This is a genomic window from Sphingopyxis sp. EU05-FHT14B03 (assembly GCF_058790875.1).
In genome coordinates this window covers 44,583-67,373 of the sequence record NZ_JBYTDC010000005.1, presented here as the reverse complement: position 1 = coordinate 67,373, position 22,791 = coordinate 44,583, and the positions used below count along the sequence as shown (strand labels likewise).

At 64.5% G+C, this 22,791-nt stretch carries 32 protein-coding genes; 19 read left to right on the top strand and 13 right to left on the bottom strand.

All coding sequences use genetic code 11. From position 1 onward, the window contains the following. Position 1: 1 nt before the first annotated feature. The 4 genes from AC3WS4_RS23255 to AC3WS4_RS23240 all read right to left on the bottom strand — a co-directional run bounded on the left by AC3WS4_RS23255 (position 2) and on the right by AC3WS4_RS23240 (position 1,796). A complete protein-coding gene (locus tag AC3WS4_RS23255) occupies positions 2–502 on the bottom strand; it encodes a hemerythrin domain-containing protein (protein WP_492740727.1) in 501 nt (166 codons plus the stop codon). 69 nt (positions 503–571) lie between these two features. After that, positions 572–1,054, bottom strand: a complete 483-nt coding sequence (locus AC3WS4_RS23250; protein ID WP_056350254.1) for a DUF421 domain-containing protein — start codon at positions 1,052–1,054, stop codon at positions 572–574. Beyond that, positions 1,054–1,617 (bottom strand): hypothetical protein, encoded by a 564-nt coding sequence (locus AC3WS4_RS23245; protein ID WP_056350252.1) that lies wholly within the window; start codon positions 1,615–1,617, stop codon positions 1,054–1,056. The genes AC3WS4_RS23250 and AC3WS4_RS23245 overlap by 1 nt, the downstream gene beginning before the upstream one ends. Continuing rightward, positions 1,614–1,796, bottom strand: coding sequence for a DUF3606 domain-containing protein (locus tag AC3WS4_RS23240; protein ID WP_056350250.1), 183 nt, complete (start codon positions 1,794–1,796; stop codon positions 1,614–1,616). Before AC3WS4_RS23240 ends, AC3WS4_RS23245 begins: the two co-directional genes overlap by 4 nt. 260 nt (positions 1,797–2,056) lie before the next feature. Between AC3WS4_RS23240 and AC3WS4_RS23235 the strand changes: the two genes are divergently transcribed. From AC3WS4_RS23235 to AC3WS4_RS23205, 7 genes are all read left to right on the top strand, one after another. Next, the gene (locus AC3WS4_RS23235) at positions 2,057–2,233 is read left to right on the top strand and encodes a hypothetical protein (RefSeq protein WP_167346272.1); all 177 of its coding nucleotides are present in this window, start codon (positions 2,057–2,059) and stop codon (positions 2,231–2,233) included. Between the two features lie 145 nt (positions 2,234–2,378). Next, complete coding sequence (locus tag AC3WS4_RS23230; RefSeq protein WP_492740728.1) at positions 2,379–4,031, top strand: FAD/NAD(P)-binding protein; 1,653 nt, start codon at positions 2,379–2,381, stop codon at positions 4,029–4,031. Beyond that, positions 4,028–4,567 carry a DUF1543 domain-containing protein gene (locus tag AC3WS4_RS23225; RefSeq protein WP_492740729.1) on the top strand — a complete coding sequence of 180 codons (540 nt, stop codon included), beginning with the start codon at positions 4,028–4,030 and terminating at the stop codon, positions 4,565–4,567. Before AC3WS4_RS23230 ends, AC3WS4_RS23225 begins: the two co-directional genes overlap by 4 nt. 92 nt (positions 4,568–4,659) lie before the next feature. Beyond that, entirely contained in the window at positions 4,660–5,091 is a 432-nt protein-coding gene (locus AC3WS4_RS23220) for a pyridoxamine 5'-phosphate oxidase family protein (protein WP_492740730.1), read from the top strand. A gap of 114 nt (positions 5,092–5,205) precedes the next feature. Beyond that, positions 5,206–5,688 carry a GFA family protein gene (locus AC3WS4_RS23215; RefSeq protein WP_492740731.1) on the top strand — a complete coding sequence of 161 codons (483 nt, stop codon included), beginning with the start codon at positions 5,206–5,208 and terminating at the stop codon, positions 5,686–5,688. Between the two features lie 7 nt (positions 5,689–5,695). Then, positions 5,696–6,244 (top strand): PRC-barrel domain containing protein, encoded by a 549-nt coding sequence (locus tag AC3WS4_RS23210; protein ID WP_492740732.1) that lies wholly within the window; start codon positions 5,696–5,698, stop codon positions 6,242–6,244. 26 nt (positions 6,245–6,270) lie between these two features. Continuing rightward, positions 6,271–7,137: an alpha/beta fold hydrolase gene (locus AC3WS4_RS23205; RefSeq protein WP_492740733.1), complete on the top strand. Its 867-nt coding sequence runs from the start codon at positions 6,271–6,273 to the stop codon at positions 7,135–7,137. A 131-nt stretch (positions 7,138–7,268) separates the two neighbouring features. Here the strand turns inward: AC3WS4_RS23205 and AC3WS4_RS23200 are convergent, their stop codons facing one another. The 3 genes from AC3WS4_RS23200 to AC3WS4_RS23190 form a co-directional block, all read right to left on the bottom strand. Further along, complete coding sequence (locus AC3WS4_RS23200; RefSeq protein ID WP_054727924.1) at positions 7,269–7,544, bottom strand: hypothetical protein; 276 nt, start codon at positions 7,542–7,544, stop codon at positions 7,269–7,271. A gap of 79 nt (positions 7,545–7,623) precedes the next feature. After that, entirely contained in the window at positions 7,624–8,415 is a 792-nt protein-coding gene (locus tag AC3WS4_RS23195; protein ID WP_492740734.1) for a DUF1206 domain-containing protein, read from the bottom strand. Positions 8,416–8,579: 164 nt separating this feature from the next. Then, positions 8,580–9,371, bottom strand: a complete 792-nt coding sequence (locus tag AC3WS4_RS23190) for an alpha/beta hydrolase (protein WP_492740735.1) — start codon at positions 9,369–9,371, stop codon at positions 8,580–8,582. A 66-nt stretch (positions 9,372–9,437) separates the two neighbouring features. Here AC3WS4_RS23190 and AC3WS4_RS23185 point away from each other — a divergent pair, with 66 nt between their 5' ends. Continuing rightward, positions 9,438–10,373 carry an SDR family oxidoreductase gene (locus tag AC3WS4_RS23185; RefSeq protein ID WP_492740736.1) on the top strand — a complete coding sequence of 312 codons (936 nt, stop codon included), beginning with the start codon at positions 9,438–9,440 and terminating at the stop codon, positions 10,371–10,373. A 190-nt stretch (positions 10,374–10,563) separates the two neighbouring features. Beyond that, positions 10,564–10,860, top strand: a complete 297-nt coding sequence (locus tag AC3WS4_RS23180) for a plasmid stabilization protein (RefSeq protein ID WP_492740774.1) — start codon at positions 10,564–10,566, stop codon at positions 10,858–10,860. Between the two features lie 38 nt (positions 10,861–10,898). Here the strand turns inward: AC3WS4_RS23180 and AC3WS4_RS23175 are convergent, their stop codons facing one another. After that, the gene (locus AC3WS4_RS23175) at positions 10,899–11,123 is read right to left on the bottom strand and encodes a hypothetical protein (protein WP_492740737.1); all 225 of its coding nucleotides are present in this window, start codon (positions 11,121–11,123) and stop codon (positions 10,899–10,901) included. Between the two features lie 360 nt (positions 11,124–11,483). Between AC3WS4_RS23175 and AC3WS4_RS23170 the strand changes: the two genes are divergently transcribed. Next, a complete protein-coding gene (locus tag AC3WS4_RS23170) occupies positions 11,484–12,515 on the top strand; it encodes a mannose-1-phosphate guanylyltransferase (protein ID WP_492740738.1) in 1,032 nt (343 codons plus the stop codon). A gap of 30 nt (positions 12,516–12,545) precedes the next feature. Here the strand turns inward: AC3WS4_RS23170 and AC3WS4_RS23165 are convergent, their stop codons facing one another. Further along, positions 12,546–12,809: a DksA/TraR family C4-type zinc finger protein gene (locus tag AC3WS4_RS23165; RefSeq protein ID WP_492740739.1), complete on the bottom strand. Its 264-nt coding sequence runs from the start codon at positions 12,807–12,809 to the stop codon at positions 12,546–12,548. A 102-nt stretch (positions 12,810–12,911) separates the two neighbouring features. Here AC3WS4_RS23165 and ligD point away from each other — a divergent pair, with 102 nt between their 5' ends. The 4 genes from ligD to ku all read left to right on the top strand — a co-directional run bounded on the left by ligD (position 12,912) and on the right by ku (position 17,037). Then, a complete protein-coding gene (gene ligD, locus AC3WS4_RS23160; RefSeq protein ID WP_492740740.1) occupies positions 12,912–14,795 on the top strand; it encodes a DNA ligase D in 1,884 nt (627 codons plus the stop codon). Next, positions 14,792–15,595, top strand: a complete 804-nt coding sequence (xth, locus tag AC3WS4_RS23155) for an exodeoxyribonuclease III (RefSeq protein ID WP_492740741.1) — start codon at positions 14,792–14,794, stop codon at positions 15,593–15,595. The genes ligD and xth overlap by 4 nt, the downstream gene beginning before the upstream one ends. Next, entirely contained in the window at positions 15,592–15,969 is a 378-nt protein-coding gene (locus tag AC3WS4_RS23150; protein WP_492740742.1) for a hypothetical protein, read from the top strand. The genes xth and AC3WS4_RS23150 overlap by 4 nt, the downstream gene beginning before the upstream one ends. 183 nt (positions 15,970–16,152) lie before the next feature. Next, complete coding sequence (gene ku / locus AC3WS4_RS23145) at positions 16,153–17,037, top strand: non-homologous end joining protein Ku (RefSeq protein ID WP_492740743.1); 885 nt, start codon at positions 16,153–16,155, stop codon at positions 17,035–17,037. A gap of 38 nt (positions 17,038–17,075) precedes the next feature. Here the strand turns inward: ku and AC3WS4_RS23140 are convergent, their stop codons facing one another. Then, on the bottom strand, positions 17,076–17,318 hold the full coding sequence (locus AC3WS4_RS23140) for a KTSC domain-containing protein (protein ID WP_310254648.1): 243 nt from the start codon (positions 17,316–17,318) through the stop codon (positions 17,076–17,078). A 177-nt stretch (positions 17,319–17,495) separates the two neighbouring features. Here AC3WS4_RS23140 and AC3WS4_RS23135 point away from each other — a divergent pair, with 177 nt between their 5' ends. Together AC3WS4_RS23135 and asd are read left to right on the top strand one after the other, a co-directional pair. Continuing rightward, positions 17,496–18,320, top strand: a complete 825-nt coding sequence (locus tag AC3WS4_RS23135; protein ID WP_492743016.1) for a GNAT family N-acetyltransferase — start codon at positions 17,496–17,498, stop codon at positions 18,318–18,320. Between the two features lie 160 nt (positions 18,321–18,480). After that, entirely contained in the window at positions 18,481–19,344 is an 864-nt protein-coding gene (gene asd, locus AC3WS4_RS23130) for an archaetidylserine decarboxylase (RefSeq protein ID WP_492740745.1), read from the top strand. Between the two features lie 130 nt (positions 19,345–19,474). Here the strand turns inward: asd and AC3WS4_RS23125 are convergent, their stop codons facing one another. Next, entirely contained in the window at positions 19,475–20,290 is an 816-nt protein-coding gene (locus tag AC3WS4_RS23125) for a class I mannose-6-phosphate isomerase (RefSeq protein ID WP_492740746.1), read from the bottom strand. Positions 20,291–20,696: 406 nt separating this feature from the next. Here AC3WS4_RS23125 and AC3WS4_RS23120 point away from each other — a divergent pair, with 406 nt between their 5' ends. Both AC3WS4_RS23120 and AC3WS4_RS23115 read left to right on the top strand, forming a co-directional pair. Then, complete coding sequence (locus AC3WS4_RS23120) at positions 20,697–20,882, top strand: YdcH family protein (protein ID WP_054733396.1); 186 nt, start codon at positions 20,697–20,699, stop codon at positions 20,880–20,882. Between the two features lie 227 nt (positions 20,883–21,109). Beyond that, a complete protein-coding gene (locus tag AC3WS4_RS23115) occupies positions 21,110–21,589 on the top strand; it encodes an Hsp20 family protein (RefSeq protein WP_252170990.1) in 480 nt (159 codons plus the stop codon). Between the two features lie 90 nt (positions 21,590–21,679). On the opposite strand, the gene AC3WS4_RS23110 is transcribed toward AC3WS4_RS23115, so the two are convergent. Further along, positions 21,680–21,949: an usg protein gene (locus AC3WS4_RS23110; RefSeq protein ID WP_062179463.1), complete on the bottom strand. Its 270-nt coding sequence runs from the start codon at positions 21,947–21,949 to the stop codon at positions 21,680–21,682. Then, positions 21,946–22,173: a hypothetical protein gene (locus AC3WS4_RS23105; RefSeq protein WP_492740747.1), complete on the bottom strand. Its 228-nt coding sequence runs from the start codon at positions 22,171–22,173 to the stop codon at positions 21,946–21,948. The genes AC3WS4_RS23110 and AC3WS4_RS23105 overlap by 4 nt, the downstream gene beginning before the upstream one ends. Before the next feature lie 260 nt (positions 22,174–22,433). Here AC3WS4_RS23105 and groES point away from each other — a divergent pair, with 260 nt between their 5' ends. Continuing rightward, positions 22,434–22,748, top strand: a complete 315-nt coding sequence (gene groES / locus AC3WS4_RS23100; RefSeq protein ID WP_056350212.1) for a co-chaperone GroES — start codon at positions 22,434–22,436, stop codon at positions 22,746–22,748. Positions 22,749–22,791 lie beyond the last annotated feature (43 nt).

Below are 22,791 nucleotides of genomic sequence, written 5' to 3'. Positions count from 1 at the left end.
CCTACATCGTGGCGAGTTCGGCGGGGGGAAGGCCCGCGGTCTCGGCCTGACGCTTCAGCTCCTCTTTCCGGGCAAGCATCCCTTCGCCGAGTGCGTCGAGGTCGACGTCGGCGGCACGCGCCTGCTGGAACATATTGTCGTGCTGCTTTTCCTCTTCCTTCACATGATGCTTGATCTCTTCCGACAGCACCGTGACCTTCGCCTCGAAAAATTCGTCGTCGGGTCCCGAAGCGACGATATCGTTGATCAGTATCTTGGCGCCATCATGCTCGACATAAGCTTCCTTGAGGAGATCGTCGTCGATCTTTCCCTTGAGCGCCGGATAGAAGACCTCCTCCTCGATCTGCGCATGGATCTTGAGCTCGGTGCAGATCCGGTCTGCGATCTTCGCCTTGCGGTCGGTGCCGCTGGCCTTCTCGAATTCCTCGAACAGGGCTTCGACGGCACGATGATCGGCCGCGAGGATATGGGTTGCGTCGGTGTCGACTTCGGTCGGTTTCATGGCAGTCTCCATCGTCATGCCCCGCGCCTGTTCAGCGCGCGGCGAGCCCGAAAGTTGCGCTCGATCCGCTCAAACCGCGCCGTCGTCGGCATCGCGCTGGCGCGACGCGCCTTCGGACCGCTTGATGAAGCTGATCTTGCCCTGCGGCTCGAGGATCGCCCATTCCACGTCGGAAATGTGGGCAATGCCCGCGAGCCGCATCTCGGACTCGATCTCGTCGGCGGTAAGCCGGTCGCGGTGAAGATTGTCGCGGATGATCTCGCCCTGCTTCACCACGACGCGCGGATGGCCTTCGAGCAGATTCTTGAGCCGCGGAAAGAGATAGGTCGCCCAGCTCAGGGTGAGCGCCCAGAAGGCGAAGGTCACAATCGCGAGCAACGCGCCGGTCAGGCTGAAATCATTATGGGTAACGCCCTGCTGGATGAGGTCGCCCATCACCACAAGCAGAACCAGCTCGAAAGGCGTCATCTGCCCCAGTTCGCGTTTCCCCATGAGACGGAGGAGCGCATAGAGCAGGAAAAACATCGCACTCGCGCGAAGGACGATATCCATCAGGGCAGGACCTTGATCTCTAGCGGCATGCTGCCGAGCCGCTGCTCGCCGTCGAACAGCGCAATCTCGCCCTTGGTTCCTGCGAAGAGCGGCGGGTTGATCTGGCCATCGATCTTGACGACCAGCGTCTCGCCCGCGCGAAGCTCCCCATAAGAGAAACGATAGGCGCCGTCCTTGTAGCTTTCCTCGGCGGCGGCGGGGAGCATCGTGTTGATCGTCATGTCGGTCCAGAGCGACGGGGAGACCGCAAGCACCGCATCGGAAACATCGCGGATCGCCTCGACACGAATGCGGGTTTCGAAAAACTCGCCGTTGCGAATGACCGAGGGCGTCTTCACCTCGAGCCGCGCCGCTCCAAAATCCTCGACGCGCAGCGGACTCGGCTGGCCACCGACGAGGCCCGATAGCGCGACGGCGACGATGGCAGCGAGCAGGACGAAGGAAACGGGGCTCGCGTGGCGGTGCCAGCGCTGCCCGGAGATCATCTTCTCGCTGATTCCGTCCGGGCGACGGCTGTTCGCTGCAGCCGCGTCGCCGCCCGTCCCCTCGGGGCCCGCCGTCAAGCGAGGGGCTCCGGCCACGGCCGCGCGAGGTAGGTACGAACCGCATCGGCGCGATCGCCGACTGCCGCGACCGCGATCAATATCTCGGACTGGCTGACGCCCAATATGCGCGCCCAGGCGAGCATCGCGTCGGGCGCGCTTCGATCGATGCGGTCAAGTTCGAACTGTTGGTGGATCACGCCCGTCTCCCGTTGATGATGACGGGCGAACGCCTGCAGGGTACAAAAGTTGCGGTTCGGCGACGATCGCCGAAGGGCGTTCGCACGCGTCAGGGCAATCGCCAAGCCTCGCCGTCGTCACTCTTTCATCCGCGCCGCGAAACGCCGCGATGCGGCCAAAGTTGCGCACGGCGGCGAAGATAAATCTGGGCGATCGCAGGCAACTTTCGCCCGCGTCCAAGGGTTTCTCGGACCAGAACCCACAGCCAATGGAGAGTATCATGAGCGTCAAGGGACAGATCAAGGAAGCCGCCGGCTATGTGAAGGAAGAAGCCTTCGAAAACGGCGACAGCCCCGAGGCCAAGCGCAAGGCGCAGGAAGGCCGCGACCTTCGCAACGAAGGCCGCATCGAAGACGGCAAGCCGCCGAAGACGGGTACTCCCGGCACCGAAAACTAATCCTCCCGGCCAAGTTGATGGCCCCCTTCGGGTCCGCGCATGCGGACCCTTTTTTTGGCTGGGCGCCCCGGAGCAGCTGAGGAGAATTCGCATTGACCCAGAGCAAGTCGGCCGAACTTCTGCGCGCCCGGAGCATTGTCGTAATATGACATCCCGCCTAGCCTTTGTCGGAGCCGGCCCGACCACGCTCTACACGCTGCATGCGCTTCTCGCCCACAACCCCCCGCCCTTCCGTCTTGCTGTGTATGAGGCGCAGGCGATCGCGGGCCGCGGAACGCCCTATCGGCCCGGCTGGAACGACCCCGCCATGCTGGCGAATATCGCCAGCATCGAAATCCCGCCGCTTGCCGAGACGCTGTGCGACTGGCTGATACGTCAGCCGCCGGAGCGCCTCGCCGATCTCGGCATCGATCCCGATGCGATCGGCGAACGGACCTTCTATCCGCGCGTCGCGCTCGGCGAATATTTCCGCGACCAGTTCGACGCCGTTATCGACATGGCGCGCGCGCGCGGTATCGAGGTCGAGCTGCGCACGCGATGCCGCGTCGAGGACGCCGTCAGCACGTCGGGCGCGATGATACTCAAGGTTCGCACGAGGTCGGGCGAACTCGCCGACGAGGCTTTCGATCATGTCGTCCTCGCGACGGGCCACCAATGGCCCTCCGAGCCCGAGGTTCGGCCGGGCTATTTCCTCAGCCCCTGGCCTGCCTCGGCTCTGGCCACGGTACCGCCCTGCGATATCGGCATTCGCGGCAGCTCGCTCACGGCCATCGACGCCTGTATCGCGCTCGCCAACATCCATGGCTCGTTTGACGAAACCCGGGACGACGAGACGCATTATCGTCCGGCATCCGCCACCGACGCATTCCACATGACGATGATGTCGAGGAAGGGCCTGCTCCCCGAAGCCGACTTCTATGCGCCGCTTCCCTATGAGCCGCTCGCCATCTGTACCGAGGAGGCGATCACGCGTCTCGTCGCGAGCGAAGAAGACCAGCTGCTCGATGCCGCCTTCGCACTGTTCAAGGCGGAGCTTGCCGCTGCCGATCCCCCTTACGCCGCGGGCATCGGCTTGGAGGACCTCGACCTCGAGGGCTTCTGCGAAGCCTATTTTGCGCGGCGCGCAGCGAGCGATCCCTTTGTGTGGGCCGAGGCCAATCTCGCCGAAGCGCAGCACGACTATGCCGCAAGGCACACAGTCGCCTGGCGTTACGCGATCCTGCGCATGCACGAAACTCTCGCGCTTCTCGTGCCATATCTGGAGGGAACGGACTACCGCCGCTTCGTCCGTTACTTCAAGCCGGTGTTCGTCGACGATTATGCCACCGTTCCCCACAAATCGATCCGGCGGCTGATCGCGCTCCACCGCGCCGGGAGGCTCGATGTCATCGCGATCGGCGACGATTACCGCATAGACACGAGCGGCGAAGAGGCAGGCGCGTCCCTGATCCTGGGCGGCGAGCGGCGGCATTTTGAGGTGTTTATCGAGGCGATGGGCCAGCGCCCGCTCGGCGCCGCAGCCTTTCCATTCCCCTCGCTGCGGCAACAGGGCATCGTGCGCGATGCAGCGCCTGGTGCCGGCAAGTCGGAGGCGCGGGGCATCGCGATCGACGATGCCTTCCACCCGATTGCAGACGATATCCCGGAATCCCGCCTCTTCTGCCTCAGCCTGCCCTTCCTGCTCGGCCGCCACCCTTTCATCCAGGGGATCACGAGTTCGCACGAAATGGGCCTGGTGGTCGGAGAACAGCTCGCAGCCGCGATCGGCCAGGCGACCGCCGAGGAGAAGGCCGCGTGAAGCTCTTCGCCATATATGTCGGAGGCGAGATGGCCGGCGCCAATATCGAGCTGCACGACATGCGCTTCGTCGCCGCGCCCACGATCACCGACACTTATGATGCGCTCCGCCGCCAATGGTGGGGCACGCCGGGCAGCCTCCATATCGACTGCTGGGCCGAGATCGATCACGCCGATGGCTATGACATGGTTTTGAAGACCGCGCCGTTCGAGGGTCCCGAACGGCTCTATTATGTCAATCTAGGCGGCTATGTCCGGGGCGAATTTCTCGAGCGCCACCGCAATCTTTTCATTGTGGCGGACACGCTCGCGCGCGCGAAGTCGCGCGCGCTCGCATCGGTGCGGCAGTGGGTGCAGCCGCACCGCGACGAGATGTACGAGGCCGAGCAGGCCTTTGCGCTCGACGCGGTCGCCGCCGAAGCCCGGCTCCACATCCATCTCCTGCCCGCCCCGCGGCGCGAGCTCGCGATCACCTGCGAATATCGCCCGATCCGCGCGCCGCGCCAGCAAAGCCGGACCGCCGCGACCGGTCCCTGACCCAAGCCGCGAGGCGCAGCCCCCCCTCCGCAACTCCCGCCTTCGCGGCGCATTGATGCAGATACAGACGCTCCAGACAAAAGGCTCCTCCCATGACCATGACGATCGAACAGCTTTCCGAGAAGATGAAGGATATCGACTTCGCGATGCTCGCCACGCACACCGCGGGCGGCGCCATCGGGTCGCGGCCGATGAGCAACAATCGCGAAGTCGATTATGACGGCGACGCCTGGTTCTTCACCGACGAGACGTCTCTCATGGTCGCCGATATTGCGGCCAACCCGAACGTCAATCTGAGCTATCAGGGCAAATCGGGCCTGCTCGGCATGCGGCCCTTCTTCCTCGCCGTCGAGGGCCACGCAGAGCTCATCCGCGACAAGGCCGAATTCGCCGAACATTGGACGAAAGGACTCGAACGCTGGTGGCCCGACGGTATCGAGACGCCCGGGATCGTCCTCATCAAGGTCTCGGGCACCCGCGCGCATTATTGGGACGGGGAGGATGAGGGCGAAGTTCAGCTCTGACAAGGAAAGACATCCCGCCACGGTTCCCGGTCGGTGAAGGACAAAGAGAAGCCACCACCCCATCGGTCTGCCATTACCCTCTCCGATACCCGCGCCGCGAGAAAGGCGAGCTCCATGCCGAACGCTTCCGATAGCGATAGTGCAAGCGCCGAAGAAGTTGCGTTCGAAGGGGGCTGCGCTTGCGGCGCGGTTCGATACCGCCTCGAAGAAAAGCCATATGATAGCGGCTGGTGTCACTGCCGTGTCTGTCAGCATGTCTCGGGGTCGGGCGGCATGGTCTTTACGACGGTCCATCTCGACCGGTACCGCATCGTTGCGGGCGAAGAGCATATAGGACGCTTCGCATCGACCAGCTTCGGCACGCGCAGCTTCTGCCGGACGTGCGGCTCGCCGCTAACGATCCATGTGCGCCACCAGGCCGATGAGATCGATATTGCGGCGGGGACGCTGGACGATCCCGAAGAGATTGCACCAGCCTTCCACCTTTATACCGCCGAGGCGCCGAGCTGGATGCCGATGATGGCGTTCCTTCCGCGCTACAAGGCGCTGCGACCGAAGACGCGGGGGCTCGACGAGGGGGTCACGGAGGCGGGCTGAGGCGTAAATGAAGACCGCGCCCCAAGAGCCACACGTCGCAAAATCGCAACCGCTTTTGCAGCGGGGCGTTTCTTGGTCAGATCATGACGATTTCGAGTTCCGCCGCGTCGAACCGGAGCTCGATCCGCTACTGAAAGGACAAGACATGCGCATCCTCATCCTCGGCGCCGGCGCCGGCGCCGCACTTTTTCTCGCCGCTTGCGACAGCAAGCAGGAAGCTGCCGAGGACAGGATGGAACGTGCGGCCGAGACCAGCGCCACGGTCGCCGGCCCCCTCCCTGCGGTGCTCGGGCTCAGCGAGGCACAACTTCTCGACGCCGATATCGTCGGCGCGGACGGGAAGGATCTCGGAGACGTATCGCAGGTGCTGCGCGGCGCCGACGACAAGGTGGACCGTCTCCTCGTCGAGCTCGCTGGCGTCGGTCCCGACCGCTATGTTCATGTACCGGTGCAGGGCCTCAAGCCCATCGTGCGCGGCGACGACACCGATCTTCAGACGAGCATGACCAAGGCCGACCTCGATGCGCTGCCCGAAGTGAAACTGCCAGCCCCTTGAGATCGTGACGCGCGAGGAGCATCGACTTGAACGGAGAAACCCTCCATCGGCGGATCGATGTCGGCGGAGTTGATATCTTTTACAGGGAGGCAGGACCGCCCGACGCTCCGGTGCTGCTGCTGCCGCATGGCTATCCCTGTTCGTCGTTCGAGTTTCGCAATCTCCTGCCGCGGCTTGGCGATCGGTGGCGGCTTCTCGCGCCCGACTATCCGGGCATGGGCTACAGCGATACGCCCGAGCATTTCGACTATAGCTTCGACGGCTATGCGCAGCTTCTCGACGGGTTCGTGCGTGCGCTCGGCGTCGAGCGCTTTGTGCTCTATCTTCACGATTTCGGATCGCCGATCGGCGCGCGTCTCGCGATCATGCGGCCTGAACGCATCCTCGCGCAGATCATCCAGAATGGGGACATTCCCTATGAGGATGCGCTGGGCGACAAATATGCCGAGATAGAGAAGAGCTGGTCGCTTCCCGAACCCGAGATGCGCGCCGAGATCGGCAAGGCAATCAGCGAGGATGTTTTTCGGGAGGGGTTTCTGAACGACGTGCAGCCCGATCTCGTGCCGCGCATTCCGCCGGACCTCTGGAAACTGCACTGGTCACTGATCAACCCGCGGCGCCGCGAAATCGCGATCGACCTTATCGGGGGCCTCAAGGCCAATCGCTCGTGGTTCAGCGCGCATCGACGCTATCTGCGCGAGCACCACCCGCCGACGCTCATCGTCTGGGGTCCGCAGGATTTCTATATGCCCGAGAAGTCTGCGCGCGCCTATTTGCGCGATCTCCCCGCGGCCGAGCTGCATATGCTAGACGGCGGCCATTGGCTTCTCGAAACCAACCTCGACGAGGTTGTCCCGCTGATCAGGGACTTTCTCGATCGGACGCTGTGCTGAGAAGCGACGCCGAACCGCGTTCCCTTGCCTTGTCCCAGCGGCGCCAGCTGCCAGCAGCCTGAGCCGGGCCACCGCAACGATAAAGGGCGCCGGAACCGGCGCCCTTCACCCTGCCCTTAGGGAAGGCAGTCTTATTTCTTCTGGGTGTCGCCGACGCCGGTTTCGGACGGAGCGATCTCGCCATTGTCGTCCATCGCGTTGGCCTTTTCTTCGCCTTGCTCTTCGACGACATCGGCCTTCTGCTCCATCGCCTCTTTGGCGGGACCTTCGGGCATCGCGTCGGCTTGGTCGTCGATCGCCTCGGCCTTCGCTTCGGCCTGATCCTCGACCTTGTCGGCGGCGGGGCTCTGGCAGGCGCCGAGCGCGAGGGCCGAGGTTGCGGCGAGGGTTACAAACAGCTTTTTCATCGAGACTCTCCCTGTTGATGACTGCCCTGCTAACGCGGCGAAGCCCACAGGGTTCCGCGGGCCTGCGCAATGGGCATCGTCAGCGTCGCGCTGCCATGATCCGCGCGATCATGTCTTCATCGCGAAGCCGCCGCCAGCGGGCCTCGACGAAGCTGTGTACGCCGAACAGGAACAGCCCGGCGGCAACGAGCAGATAGAGCGGCGGATTGTCGGTGAGCGCCGAGAGCGCGTCGCCGAGGCCCTTGACCTCCCCGGCAGCGCCGAACCAGCCGCCGCGCACGAGCGAGGCGCCGATGACGGCGAACACGACCGCGCGCGCCGCAAGACCCGCCCGCCCGACGGGCACGGCCCATGCAGGTGCTGCCGCATCGAGATCCTTTGTAAATTCGGTGGTCCAGGCCTTGACCGCCTGCTGCACGGCCGCCGCGAGGAAGGCGGCGCCGACGAGCCCGAGGAGCAGGCCGCCAAGCGGCAGTTCGAGCAGCATGCCCGCCGCATCTTTCTCGCGGCCGTCTTCGGCGCCGCCGCCCGAGGCAAGGCGAAGCGCCGCCCAGGCGAGAATGAAATGGGCGATACCGCTCGCGGCATAGCCTATCCGCACAGCGACGCCCTTCGCACCGGTTCCCTTGTTTTCGCTATCGAGCGCCGCCCCGTACAGGCGATAGGCGCCGTAAAGCGCCAGACCCATCGCGAGAAGAGCAAGAAGGATCGAGCCAGCGGGCATATCGCGGACCGAGCGGAACACGGCTTGCGGACTGGCGTCGTCGGCCGACGAACCGGTGAGCGCTATCCATGCCAGCAGGCAATAGACGACGCCGCGCGCGAACCACCCCGTCCGCGCAAATGTCTCGAGCCGCCGCAACTTGTTCATAATGCCTGTCCCCGAATGTTGACCCATCAGGCCAACGCCCGCTGCACCCGGCAGTTCCGCGCGGCTCCCATCCCGCCGCGGGTGCCCCCCTCTCCCTTCCCGGCCACCCCGCGTCGCTCGCCGACACCCGTGCGCCCGATGCCGCCGTGACGAAGCTGCGCGGTTCAGCCGCAGCTTCTCGCAAAGGCGCCGGTCACGAAGTCGCGGCCGGTCCGCAGTCCGACCGGGTCGACGCTGTGCGCGACGCCGTAGGAGATATGCGTCTCGACCTCGACGCCGAGCCGCTTCAACTGGTTCTCGGACATGTGCAGCGCCGCGATCGGCACGACGGGGTCGGCCGTGCCGTGCACCAGCAGGACTGGCGGTTTCGACGGAACATGATGCGCGAGATCGGCCGCGCCCGCGAGCATGCCCGAATAGCCGACGATAGCGGCAACGGCGCGGGGGCGGCGAAGGCCGACCTGAAGCGCCATCATCGTGCCCTGGCTGAAACCCACAAGGGCGAGATCGGCCTCACTGAGGTCATATTGCGCGAGCTTGCGATCGATGAACGCGTCGATCGCCGGCGCTGCCGACGCAGCGCCTGCAGCCAACGCCGCCGGGGCGAAACCCGACAGCCCCCACCATTGGTAGCCCCCGCCCATTATCGAACATCGCTGCGGTGCATGCGGCGCAAGAAACAGCGTGTCTGGCAAGGCCTCCTGCCACTGCGGCGCCAGCGAAATCATGTCGGAGCCGCTCGACCCGAAGCCGTGGAGCAGCAGCACGATGTTTTTGGGGGCGCCTCCGGAACGAGGTTGCAGGCTGGCACCGTTCACGATCTTCGACAAGCTTCTTCTCTCAGCTTCGGCGGCGCAGGGCGCGCCCCCGGGCGGTAAGGATTGCAACGCTGTATAGGTAGAAAGTCGGCCGCGCATTTCCAGACCACCGCCGCAGCGCAACTCGGCATGAGCCAAGTGCTCCGCAACCAAGTGTGGGACCCGCCGGTTTGTCGATGACAGGCAGAACAGGAGGAGTCGGCAATGGCACGCAAATCAGAGGCCGGAAAGGTCGGAGAAACCGCGTCCGAGAAGCGCGGAAAACAGACGGCGGCAAGGAAACTGCGGAAGGAGGTCGGCGATACGAAGACGATCCGCACGCCGCCGAAAGACCGGGAATCCGATCTCGACCGCGCGCCGAAATGGGAGCCGCGCTATGCCGGTTCCGACCGGCTCAAGGACAAGGTCGCGATCGTGACCGGCGGCGACAGCGGGATCGGGCGCGCGGTAGCCGTATTGTTCGCCCGCGAAGGTGCGGATATCGCCATCGTTTACAAGAGCAACAAGGCCGATGCCGAGGAAACGGCTTCGCTCGTAGGCGCCGAAGGGCGCACCGCGATCCTCGTCAAGGCCGACGTGGGCAAAACCAGCGCCGGAAAGACTATCGTCGACAAGGTCGTGAGCAAGCTGAAGCGCATCGATATTCTCGTCAACAATGCGGGCGAACAGCATCCGGCGGACGATATTCGCGACATCAGCCCGGAGCAGCTGCAGCGCACCTTCGCCACCAATATCTTCGGCATGTTCTACCTTGTGCAGGCTGCGCTGCCGCATCTCAAGAAAGGCGCGGCGATCATCAATTGCACGAGCGTGACCATGTATCAGGGGAGCGGTGGTCTGCTCGACTATAGTGCGACCAAGGGCGCCATTACCGCCTTCACGCGCTCGCTAAGCGAGAATCTGATCGAGAAAGGCATCAGGGTGAATGCGGTCGCGCCCGGCCCGATCTGGACCCCGCTCAATCCACGCGGCGGAGCGCCAGCCAAAAAAGTTGAAAGTTTTGGCGAGACGACGCCGATGAAGCGACCGGTAGAGCCCAACGAGGTCGCACCGAGCTTCCTCTTTCTTGCGTGCGACGACAGCAGCTACATGTCGGGCCAGGTCCTCCACCCGAACGGCGGAACGGTCGTCAACGGATAGACCGCGCCGAGCGGCAATCATAGCTGGGCGCCGCCGCCGCTCGCAACGATTGTCACGCGGTGCCGACACGGCCAGCGCGCTCGTGTCCGTCTCCGGAAGCGAGGTCTTGCATGTCACCGATTAGCGTCTTTAGCGGAACCCCAAGATGTTCCGTTGGTTGACCAAAGGGGGCCGGATAGGGAGAATTGTCATGCCCCGTGGGGACAAATCGAGCTACACCGACAAGCAAAAGCGCAAGGCCGAGCATATCGAAGAAAGTTATGAGAAGCGCGGCGTCGGCAAGAAGGAAGCGGAGAGCCGCGCATGGGCAACGGTGAACAAGGGGTCGGGCGGCGGCAACAAGTCGGGTTCCGGCCGTGGCCAGCCCGATACCCATGAAGCCTCGAGAAAAGGTGGTCGCAAAAGCGGTGCGGGCAAGAGCAGCGAAAAGCGATCGGCGGCTGCGAAAAAAGGTTGGGAAACGCGCCGACGAAATACCAAGGGGTAGATGCGGCGCGGGTCGAGCTGCGGCCGAATATAGGGCTCCTACACAGGAGTTCCGGTCCAGGCAGCGCTGCCGTCACCATCATAAGATTTCAGCCGATCGACAAGGCTTCGGCGCTCCGCCGCAACCTCGCGCAGGAGGAGGATCGCGGTCTCCCGGTCGAGGCCGACAGGATCAAGGCGGCCTTGATCGATCCTCGCGATGAGATCGGAGAGGAATTTCAGTTCTTGACCGGCCAACATCAGAAATGTGTCGCTCTGGTTCATGCCTGTTCAACGCCCCGGCGCCCCGGCGGGCTGCATCAGGCGGAGGTAAAGTTCGACCGGCAAGCCCCCCAACCTTCGTCGTTAAAGCATTCTTCTCGCCGACTTCGCAATCTTCCGGCGCGACAGGACACGGGGCCAAGTTCAATCCGGACCACGCATGCGAGGAATCGGTATAACCTGCGTTAATCAGACCGGGATTTCGGGCCTTTTCCCATAAGCAGGGGCAACTCGCTCGCTTGCGCGGCGTTCGGTCGGACATGGTCCAGCCGGTCGCAAATTTCGAAAACGGCGGAGAGTCTCGGCGCGCTGCGATCGGGTCGAGTTTGCGCGCCTCCGCCCCGACCCTGGAAGGTTGATCCTATGTCTGCGACGATCCAGCCCGTCATTCTTTGCGGCGGCGCGGGTACGCGGCTCTGGCCCGCTTCCCGCGGCGCGCGTGCCAAACAGTTCCTGGATATCATCGGAAAAGAGAGCCTGTTCGCCCGCACGCTCGATCGGGCAACCGGAGCCGGCTTTTCGGCGCCGCTCATCGTGTGCGGCGACGAGCATGTCGCGATGGTGCGCGAGCAATCCGAGGGTCGCGATCTTCGGCTGATCGTCGAGCCTGCGGCGCGCAACACCGCCGCCGCCATCGCGCTCGCGGTCGCTTCGTCGGCCGATGACGTGCTGCTGCTCGTCATGCCGAGCGATCATGTCATCGCCGATGTAGCCGCATTCCGGGGCGCCATCGCCAAAGCCGCCGATCTGGCGCGCGACGACTGGCTGGTCACATTCGGCATCGCCCCCGATCGGCCCGACACCGGCTTCGGCTACATCGCCAGCGGCGCACCGCTCGGCAACGTGGGATTTGCCGTCGCCCGCTTCGTCGAGAAGCCGCCGCTCGCCGATGCCGAAGCGATGCTTCGCGAGGGTGGCTACAGCTGGAACGCCGGCATCTTCCTCTTCCGGGCCGGTCGCATGCGCGAGGCGATGCTCACGCATTGCCCGGCCATATATCGCGCGGCGGAAGCCGCGGTCGCCAATGCGCTGCACGATGGCGATGCCCTGCACGCGGCAAGCGCGCCGTTCGAACAGGCGCCGTCAGATTCGATCGACTATGCCGTGATGGAGAAAGACGCCCGCGTCGCGGTCGTCCCCGTGTCGATGGGCTGGTCGGACCTCGGCAGCTGGCAGGCGGTGCATGCGCTCGCAGGTGCCGACGCGGCCGGTAATGCTTGCAGCGACGATCTTTTCGCACACGACAGCCACAATTGCCTCGTCCGCGCGCCCGGAAAACGCGTGTCGCTCGTCGGCATGGACAATGTCGGCGTCATCGTCGACGGCGACGATATCCTCGTTATCGCGCTCGACCGATCGCAGGAGGTCCGGGCCGCAGCCAAGGCGCGCGCCTGAAGTCATGCCCCGGCTCGCTTTCCCAAAGGGTCAGCGCAGCTGACTGTCCTTGCTTCCCCGGCGGTTGAAACCGGCCGGACGGCGTTCGGCGTCGCGAAGCGTCTGGCACCCGATGCAGGTACGGCTCGCGGGCAAGGCCTTTCGCCGCGCCTCCGGAATCCGCTCGCCGCAATCGTCGCAATAGTCTGCGCCCTTGCCGGACAGCAGCCGCAGGCGCGCCCCCTTGACGGCATCGCTCACCGTGTCGTCGATCTGCTCCTGAACGGCGCCGTCGCGCGCCCAGCCATTCGCCATGTTGAAGCTCCATGTCTCGGGGACGAAAATGGGAACGCATGGCGGGGCGGGCAAGTTGCCCCGCCACCGGGAACGATCGCGGCGCCGGATGGTCTTGAGTCCATGGCCAGAAAGACCGCCGCACCGAGCCCTGCAGACCGCGCCCCCTCTTCGAAGCGCGGCGAACGAAAGGCTGCGGCTCCCCCGCCCTTTCGTCCGGTCCAGCTGGCGACGCTCGTCGACACCGTTCCCGCCGGCAGGGGCTGGGTTCACGAGATGAAATATGACGGCTACCGCCTGCTGATCGCGGTCGGCGGCGGCGAGGCCCGCGCCTATACGCGCTCGGGTCTCGACTGGTCGGAGCGCTTCGCGCCGCTCCTCGCCGAGGCCGCAAAGCTGAAGGTAGACAGCGCGCTGATCGACGGTGAAGCGGTCGTGCTCGATGCTGAAGGCCGCTCAAGCTTCCAGTCACTGCAAAATGCCCTGAAGTCCGCGCCCGATAGCATCGACTATTTCGCCTTCGATCTGCTCGCGCTGGACGGCGCGGATCTGACCGCCCTCCCCCTCCTCGACCGCAAGGCGCATCTTGCCAAAATTCTTCCCAAGGCCTCCAGGCATATCCGCTTCTCGGACCATATCGAGAGCAGCGGCGAGAAGCTGCTCGAAAGCTTCTGCGCCGCAGGTCTCGAAGGTGTCATCTCGAAGAAGGCCGACGCGCGCTATGTCGGCTCGCGCGCGGGAAGCTGGCTCAAGGCGAAGTGCATCAAGCGGCAGGAGTTCGTCATCGTCGGCTGGACGCCTTCCGACAAGTCGCGCGCGTTCCGCTCGCTCATGCTCGGCGTCCATGAGAAGGGCGCGCTGCGCTACGCGGGCAAGGTCGGGACCGGTTTCGATACCGAGGAGCTCTTCCGCCTCCAGGCGATGATGAAGCCGCTCGAACGAAAGGAGCCGACGGTGAAGGCGCCCCGCACCGAGACGCGCGGCGCGCACTGGATCGAGCCGAAGCTCGTCGCCGAGATCGCTTTTACCGAGATGACAAACGAGGGCACGCTCCGCCACCCGAGCTATCTCGGCCTACGCGAGGACAAGAATCCCGAAGCGGTCGTGATCGAGAGCGAAGCACCGGTCGCCGAGGTGACGTACGCCTCGCCGGTACCGATCAGCAACCCTGACCGCGTCATCTTTCCCGAGGCGGGGCTCACGAAGGGCGAGCTTGCAGAATATTATGCCGCGGTCGCGCCGATCATGCTGCCGTGGGCGGGTTCGCGCCCGATCAGCCTCGTGCGCTGTCCGCAGGGCCGCGCCAAGAAATGCTTCTTCCAGAAACATGATGCCGGAAGCTTTGGCGATTCGGTGAAGCAGGTCGCGATCGAGGAGAAGGATGGCGACAACCAGCCCTATCTCTACATGGACACGCCCGAGGGCTTGATGACCTGCGTCCAGATGGGCACGATCGAATTCCATGGTTGGGGCGCGCGCATCGAGGATGTCGAGAAGGCCGATCGGCTCGTCTTCGATCTCGATCCCGCCGTCGGTCTCGATTTCGAGGCGGTGCGCAGCGCCGCCTTCCAATTCCGCCACATCCTGAAGCAGATGGGCCTCGAGACCTTTCCAATGCTAACCGGCGGCAAGGGCGTCCATGTGATCGCCCCGCTCGTGCCGCGCGCCGAATGGCCCGAGGTCAAGGACTTCGCGCACCGGCTCGCCCGCGCCGTCGCGCAAATGGATCCCGACCGCTTCACCGCCGCCCTCCCCAAGGCGCAGCGCAAGGGCCGGATCTTCGTCGATTATCTCCGCAACCAGCGCGGCGCGACCGCGGTGATGCCCTATTCGGCGCGCGCCCGCGAGGGCGCGCCGGTCGCTGCGCCCATCAGCTGGAAGGAAATGGAGACGATCGACAAGCCGTCGCATTTCCGCATTACCGACGCGAAGGAGCTTCTGAAGCGCGCCGGCCTCAAGGCGCTGCAAGGCTGGGGCCGCGCCGACCAGACGCTGCCCGACCTGTGAAGATCGCGACCTATAATGTGAACGGCATCGCCGGCCGCCTCGACATTCTGCTCGGCTGGCTCGCGCAGGCCGAGCCCGACATAGTCTGCCTGCAGGAATTGAAAGCCCCTCAGGAGAAATTCCCCGAGAAGGCGATCCGCGACGCGGGCTATGACGTGATCTGGCACGGCCAGAGCCGCTGGAACGGCGTCGCGATGCTGAGCCGCGTCGGCGAAATCCACGAAACGCGCCGCGGGCTCCCCGGCGATCCCGGCGACGAGCAGAGCCGCTATATCGAGGCCGCGGTCGGCGGCATCCTCGTCGCCGGCCTCTATCTTCCCAACGGCAACCCCTGGCCCGGTCCGAAATTCGATTACAAGATGCAGTGGATGGCGCGGCTCGACGCGCATCTGACAACGCTCTTCGACCTCGATGCCCCCGTCGTCATCTGCGGCGACTTCAACGTCATTCCCACCGACCTCGATGTGTACAAGCCCGAGAATTGGAAGAAGGACGCGCTCTTCGCGCCCGAAGCCAAAGACGCCTACCGGCGCATCCTCGACCAGGGCTGGACCGATGCGATCCGCCATTTGCATCCCGAGGAGCGCATCTACAGCTTCTGGGCCTATTGGCGGCGCTCGTTCGAACGCAATGCCGGCATCCGCATCGACCATCTGCTGCTGAACAAGCCCGCGGCGAAGCGGCTCGAGGCAGCCGGCGTCGACACCCGCCCGCGGGCGCTCGACAAGACGAGCGACCATGCGCCCGCCTGGATCGAACTTGGCGCGGGCTCCACAAAGCGAAAGCGCAAGGCGTCATGACGCGCACCATCGCCGGCTGGAAGCTGCCACCAGCCGAGCGCGACCAGCTGCTCGAACGGTTCGAACCGCGCTATCCGGATCTGGTTGCCGATCATGTGACGCTCCGCTTCGGGACCGCCGAGGACACGCCCCTACCCGCCGCGCACGCGGGCGAGATCGTCGGCGAAGTCGACGACGGCGCGGGCGTCCAGGCGCTCGTCGTGCGCATCGGCGGCGCCACCGATCGCGGCGACGGTAGCCATTATCATATCACCTGGTCGCTTGGGCCAGGCCGCGAGGCGAAGGAGAGCAACGACGTGCTCGCCGCAACAAAATGGCAGCGGGTGCATCCTCCGATCCCCATCGCGCTCGCGCCCGCGCGCTGGACGGTCTGACAAGCTCAGATCGGCAGGTCGCGGACCGCGAAAACGGCAGGCGCGCGCGTTCGCGACTGTCCGGCCATTTCCAGCTCCCGCTTTCGATCCCGTTGCGGCGATCGGGCTTCCCTTCCCATCGCCGGCGCGGAACGCTCGGCGACCGCGCGCATTGAAGGAGCATTGGCAAAGGAGTGAGTGACGATGGCTGCGCGCCCATATTGGAAAGGCCAGATCCGCCTGGCGCTCGTTTCGATCCCGGTCGAGATCTATTCGGCGACGAAGAGCGGGGCGACGATCGCGTTCAACCAGATCCACGAGCCGACCGGCAAGCGCATCAAATATGAAAAGGTCGTCCCCGGCGTCGGCCCGGTCGACGTCGACGAGATCGTCAAGGGATTCCAATATGCCAAGGACCAATATGTGCTGCTCGACGACGAGGAGATCGAAGGGGTCAAGCTCGAGAGCAAGAAGACGCTCGAGCTCACCCAGTTCGTCGAGGCCGAGGATATCGACGAGATCTATTTCGAGAAGCCCTATTATGTCGTCCCCGCCGACGACCTTGCCGAGGAAGCGTTCATCGTGCTGCGCGAGGCGCTGCGCCGCACGGGCAAGGTCGGTCTCGGCCAGCTCGCGATGCGCGGCCGTGAATATGTCGTCAGCATCAAGGCGTGCGGCCGGGGTCTCGTCATGGAGACGCTGCGCTATGCCGACGAGGTCAACAAGGCGGCGAGCTATTTCCGCGACATTGCCGACAGCGATCCCGACGAAGACCTGCTCGACCTCGCGACGACGCTGATCGACAAGAAGACGGGCAAGTTCGACGCGAGCGACTTTCACGATCGCTATGTCGAGGCGCTGAAGGACCTTATCGAGCGCAAGAAGAAGGGCAAGACGCTCAATCTCGACGACGGGAAGGACGAGAAGGCGCCGAGCGGATCGAACGTCGTCGACCTGATGGCGGCGCTCAAGAAATCGATCGGCGACGGCGGCGGGAAGGCCAAGGCCGCCAGCGCCAAGAAGGCGCCGGCGAAAAAGACGCCGACGAAAAAGGCGCCGACCAAGACCGCCGCGCGCAAGCGCGCATGAGCCGCGCCTTCACAATGCCCGCATTCGCAGTCGGGCGCTCAGGCACCGGGACCGAACCGCCGGCGCGCCGGGTCGCGCTCGCACCGGAAACGATCCTTGATATGCGCGTTGAAATAGGCGCCGAGCGATTCCGCAGCGCACAGCCCGTCGTAGATCGCGCGCGGGACGCCATGATAAAGATATTTGCCGCTGTCCCGGAAGCTGATGGAAAGCACCGACGCCGCCTCGTCAAAGGCGACATGGTCGATCATGGTCGAGCGGGTGAAGCGGCGCGCGCGCATAGGGGCAGAGCGCGTCGCAGCCGCACAGGTTCCCACCAGGGCGCAGGCGAGCGCGCGCCGCCGGTCCGGGCGAGCGCCCCCTCCCCGCAGACCCGCCCCGCCTCTCCTCTCCGGCCCTGATCGATGACAACCGAGCCGACAGCCGACGAGCTTCGCGCAATCGCCGAACACCGCGGGATGAAACTCGTCCGGTCGCGAAAGCGAACGCCGGGCGTCGGCGACTATGGGAAGTTCGGCCTCACCGATGCGGCGGGCAAGCCGCTCCTCGGGATCGGCGAACAAGGGCTCATGGCAAGCGCCGCCGACATCGCGCACTATCTTCGCGGCGGCGCGGCCGACAGCTGGAAACTCTCGGCCGAACGCGAACCCGCGGCGAAGCCTGCCAAGAAGGCACCCAAAGCCGCCGAACCCATCGAGGAGCATTCGCCTATCCGCCGACGCGGAAAAACGAGTCCGCCACCGTCACCCGAGCCTGCACGAAGGCGGCAGGATCCGCCGCCGCCGCCGAAAGCCAAGCCGGTGCTGAGGATCGTCAAACCCGAAGTCCTGCCGGAACCCGAGCTCAGCCTGCGGCCCGCGACGGGCAAGGACCGAAAAGCTCTCGCCCGTCTGCTCGCCCAGCTTGCCGAGCCGCCCAAGCGCATATCGATCGATGCGAATATCGAGGCGATCGGCAAAGCGAAGGCCGGGCTTCTCGTCGCCGATGCCGGCGGGCTGGTCGGATGCTGCGCCTGGGGCGTCGTTCCGACCTTGCAGCACGGCCTCGTCGGCCGCGTCACCCTGCTGCTGGTCGACGGCGACCATCGGCGCCGCGGCATCGGGACGGCGCTCCTGACCGCCGCCGAAACGGCTCTCGCCAAGGGCGGATGCGGCACGATCGAGATCATGAGCGACATCATGATCAACAACGCCCACAACTTCCTGCGCGCGCGGAACTATGAGCAGAAGAGTTACCGCTTCGTCCGTTCGGCGGGAGGGGCGCCAAAGGCCCGGCGAGACTGAGCGCGCGCCCTACCCGATTATTTTCCGCTCCCGGCCATGCGCCTTCCCTTGCCCCACGACATCGGGATAAAGCATCACCGCCGGAACGAAGAGGCGGGCGCCGTCGTCTCTCCCCAGGCGATCGGCTTTCCCTCCGAAGGATCGACCAACGGATGATATCATGTTCGAGCGCCTGACAATTCTTGCCCAGCATGCGATGCCGAAGCGGCGGCTGACCGAATTCGCCGGCCGTGTTGCCGCATCGTCGGGCCGGCTGACCCCGCGACTGATCCAATGGTTCGTCGCCAAATATGGCGTCGACATGAGCGAAGCGGAAAATCCCGACATCCGCAGCTATGCAAACTTCAACGACTTCTTCACGCGTCCGCTGAAAGCCGGCGCTCGCCCGCGGGCGGAGGCCGATTTCATCTGTCCGGTCGACGGTGCCATCAGCCAGTTCGGCGCCATCGACGATCATCACATCGTCCAGGCCAAGGGCCATGGGTTCACCACCGCCGCACTCCTGGGCGGCGACACCGCGCTCGCCGAGACTTATCGCGACGGCAGCTTCGCCAACCTTTATCTTTCGCCCAAGGACTATCACCGGCTGCACATGCCGTGCGACGGGGAGCTCAGACGCATGATCCACGTCCCGGGCTCGCTCTTTTCCGTCAACCCGACGACCGCGCGCGGGGTGCCCGGCCTTTTCGCGCGCAACGAGCGGGTCATATGCCTGTTCGAGTCCCCCACTCACGGCCATTTTGCGATGATACTCGTAGGTGCGACCATCGTCGGCAGCATCGCAACGTCATGGCATGGCGTGGTGAATGCAAAGCGATCGGGCAAGATGTCCTCATGGTCCTACGCCCCCGATGAAGTCTCGCTGCGCAAGGGCGACGAGATGGGTCGCTTTCTCCTCGGCTCCACGGTCGTGATGCTGTTCGAGAAGCAAGCGATCGCGTTCAACCCCGATTGGTTTCCCGAACGGCCGGTGCGCCTCGGAGAGGAGATGGGAAGCGCCGTAGAGAAAGCCTCGGGCGGATAGCCGATCAACCCTGTAACATGCGCGGCAGCCGACGCGCCTCGCTAGGCGTCTCGGGCGGCAGGACGGTGCCAGGCCAGTTGGCGCAGGCGGATCGCCCTCCATCGGTGACGCGCCAAGGTCGCGCAGGGCGTCAAGGCTTGTGCCAACCCGCCAGAAAACGCGCGCCGGCTCCGGCCTCGATGGTAGCGACGTCCTCGGTCCACAGGCACTCGCCCGCCTGCGCGGTCACGCCGTCAGCTGCGACCGTGCCGCTGAGCGGGACGATCATCGCCCCATCCCTCGCATCGGCAAGCGGCGAAAGGTCGTTGGCGTTCAGGTGCGCGACCACGAGATGGCGGCTGTCGAGCAACAACGCGCTCTCTGCGATATCGACTTGGCGGCAGAGATCGCGTGACATTGGCGCGGCCTTCGCGACCGCCGTCCCATCGGCGAGGTGCAGCTCGCGCGGGCGGCCGTAATCGTAGAGACGATAGGTGACATCGACATTCTGCTGGATTTCGACGAGCGTGACCCCGGCACCAATTGCATGGACGGTTCCGGGCGGAATATGAAAGAACATGTTCGCCCGCACGGGATGCCACTCCATGAGCGCCTCGATAGCGCCTGAGCGGGCGGTTTCGGCGAGTTCGCGCTCGCTGAGCGAACGACGCGTACCGATCCCGAGCATAGCATCCGGTTCGGCACCCAGAATATACCAGCATTCCTCCTTGCCTGCGGGAAGTCCGCGCGCCTGCGCCTGCCGGTCGTCGGGATGGACCTGGATAGACAAGCGCTCGCTCGTGAAGATATATTTCACGAGCAGCGGATTGGATTTGGGGGGACGAAACCAGATTTCGCCGACGCGACCACCAGTCCGTGCATCGAAGGGCGGGGGAAGCCGATCGACGCCCCAGGGTTTCTCGACCCAGATCGTATCAAGCTTTTGTGCTTTCATGGTCACATCCATCACTCCCATTCTGAAGCATATGCCGGCTGGCTCCGGCGCAGCGCATATTCCCAGGCGCGGCCAGGAAGGCGGACAGCGCAAATGGCGTCGGCGACGCGCCGGAAGAGCGGGTAAAGTTGTTGCTCGCGAGTTGGCATGCTACCGAAACAATGGTCGCCGGGCCGGGTTGCAGCGACTAACCCATGTTGTGACGATTTAGCTGTAGCGCGCCGAAGGCCTCTACATCTTTGCTTCCCGATGCCGCCTGTCGTGCCTTCCCTGCGGGGCGCCGCGCGATGCTCTTCACAGCTTCCGACATCTCCCACAGGCGGACACTTCAACCCCTTGAAATCCTGACCATAGCTTTCCTACATCCACGCCGCAGCCGCTCGGGCTGCAACATCCTCAACTTGGCATGGAGAAGAAGATGTCCAGCAAACATATCGATTATCTGCGGCGCGAGCATGCCCGCCTCGACGCCGAGATCGATCGGGAGGCGCAGCGCCGCCAGCCCGACGAAGTCCTGATTGCGCGGCTCAAGAAGCTGAAGCTGGCGATCAAGGACCAGATCGCGGCATGGAGCCGCGATACCGGCGACAGTCGCGTCGCCTGACCCGATCGCGGAGCCGCGCGCGTTGCGGCTCCGCACTTTGGCGCTGCGGATTTTCGGAACATGGCGCATCCAGAATCTTCGCGCGCGCGACCTCTTGAAATCGAAAAAATGGCTTCCTAATTTTTTCCCGGATGCCGGATTTTCCGGGTCCTGAGGACATAGAGAGCGCCGGCTCTGAGTCCCGGCGCATCTCATGCCCGAATTGCTTCAATCAGGAGGATTTGGAAATGAGAACCGATTTTGACTTCACCCCCTACCGCCGCTCGACGGTGGGCTTCGATCATCTCTTCGACCTGCTCGAGAAGGGGCAGCGCGGCGAAACGTCCGATGGCTTTCCCCCTTTCGACATCGTGCGCGATGCCGATGACCGCTTCCGCGTCACCTTGGCCATCCCCGGGTTCAAGCCCGACGAGATCGAGATCGTCGCGCAGCAGAACCAACTGAGTGTCACGGGCAAGCCCGCCGAGGAAGACGCCAAGCTCGTCTATCTCCACCGCGGCATCGCGCGCCGCGCGTTCGAGCGCCGCTTCCAGCTCGCCGACTATATCGAGGTCGGCGGCGCGAGCTTCGCCGACGGGCTGCTCTCGATCGAGCTCAGCCGCGTCGTCCCCGAGGCGATGAAGCCGCGCAAGATCGAGATCGGCGGCGGCGACACCGAGCCGCGCCGGATCGGATCGTCGAACGAAAAGACGCTCGAAAAAGCGTAACAACGGGCGGGGCCGCCGTTCAGCGTTGGCCCCGCCCTTCAATATCAAATTGCATTTAAACGCCGGACGGTGGCGGCCGCAGCCCCGATCTCAATCGAGCGAGCGAATGATATCTGCCGCACTCCACTCGGCGGGTCCGATCAGCATATCGTGCGCGATACGCACCGAATGGAGCGCGGCTTCGATCTGCCGCCGCCACATGGCAAGAAAGTCGAACAGCACCGGGAAATCCGGCGGCAGATCATAATCCTGCCAGACGAAGAGCTGGAGCAGCGAGGGATGATCGGGCCGGTAATAATGGATCTCGGCGGTCGTCAGCCCATAGCCATCCAGCTGCGCGATCAGCGCGCGATCGGTCATGGCGCGCGCGTCTCGCCGCCGTCGAGCGACCGAAGCGCCGCGAGCACATCGTCGACCGGAACCGCGCGCTTCGTGCCCGGCGGTTTTCGGAGCGCGGGCTTGTTGCGGACCGCCGAGCGGTCCGATGCCCAAGATGCAAGGAGGGCGCGCTTGACCTCGGGCTCGAGGCTCGGGTGACGCGCCACGTCGAAGGGGTGAAGAAAACGGGAAAATGGCTCGGACATGATCGTGCCTCCTTCCTTGTAGCCTTTCCTTTCTCGTCGTGCGGCAAGGTGCCGCAGAGACAGATTTTGGGAGCGAAGCGAGTCGAGTCAAGAGGTGTCAGCCCCTTGATAAGGGGCATTTGTTTTGCGCTGGCGCGAATGCGAAAAAATTTTCGTCGACCCTCTTGAAGCAAAAAATTCCGCTTCCTAGCTCATCGGCGCCGCGCGTCCCGGACAGGCGCGCCGGCTTATCATATCGCTATGCAACATGGAGGTTATGCATGCATTTCCGTCCCTTGCACGACCGTGTGGTCGTCCGCCGCATCGAAGCCGAGGAGAAGACCTCGGGCGGCATCATCATCCCCGACACCGCCAAGGAAAAGCCGCAGGAAGGCGAAGTCGTCGCCGTCGGCCCGGGCGCCCGCGCCGAGGACGGCACGGTCACCGCGCTCGACGTCAAGGCCGGCGACCGGATCCTGTTCGGCAAATGGTCGGGCACCGAGGTCCGCATCGACGGTGAGGAACTGCTCATCATGAAGGAGAGCGACATTCTCGGGGTCATCGAGCAGGCCGAGGCGCTCAAGCAGGCGGCGTAACGCCCATTCATCACCCACTGAAAGGACAGCAAGAAGGAGGTAA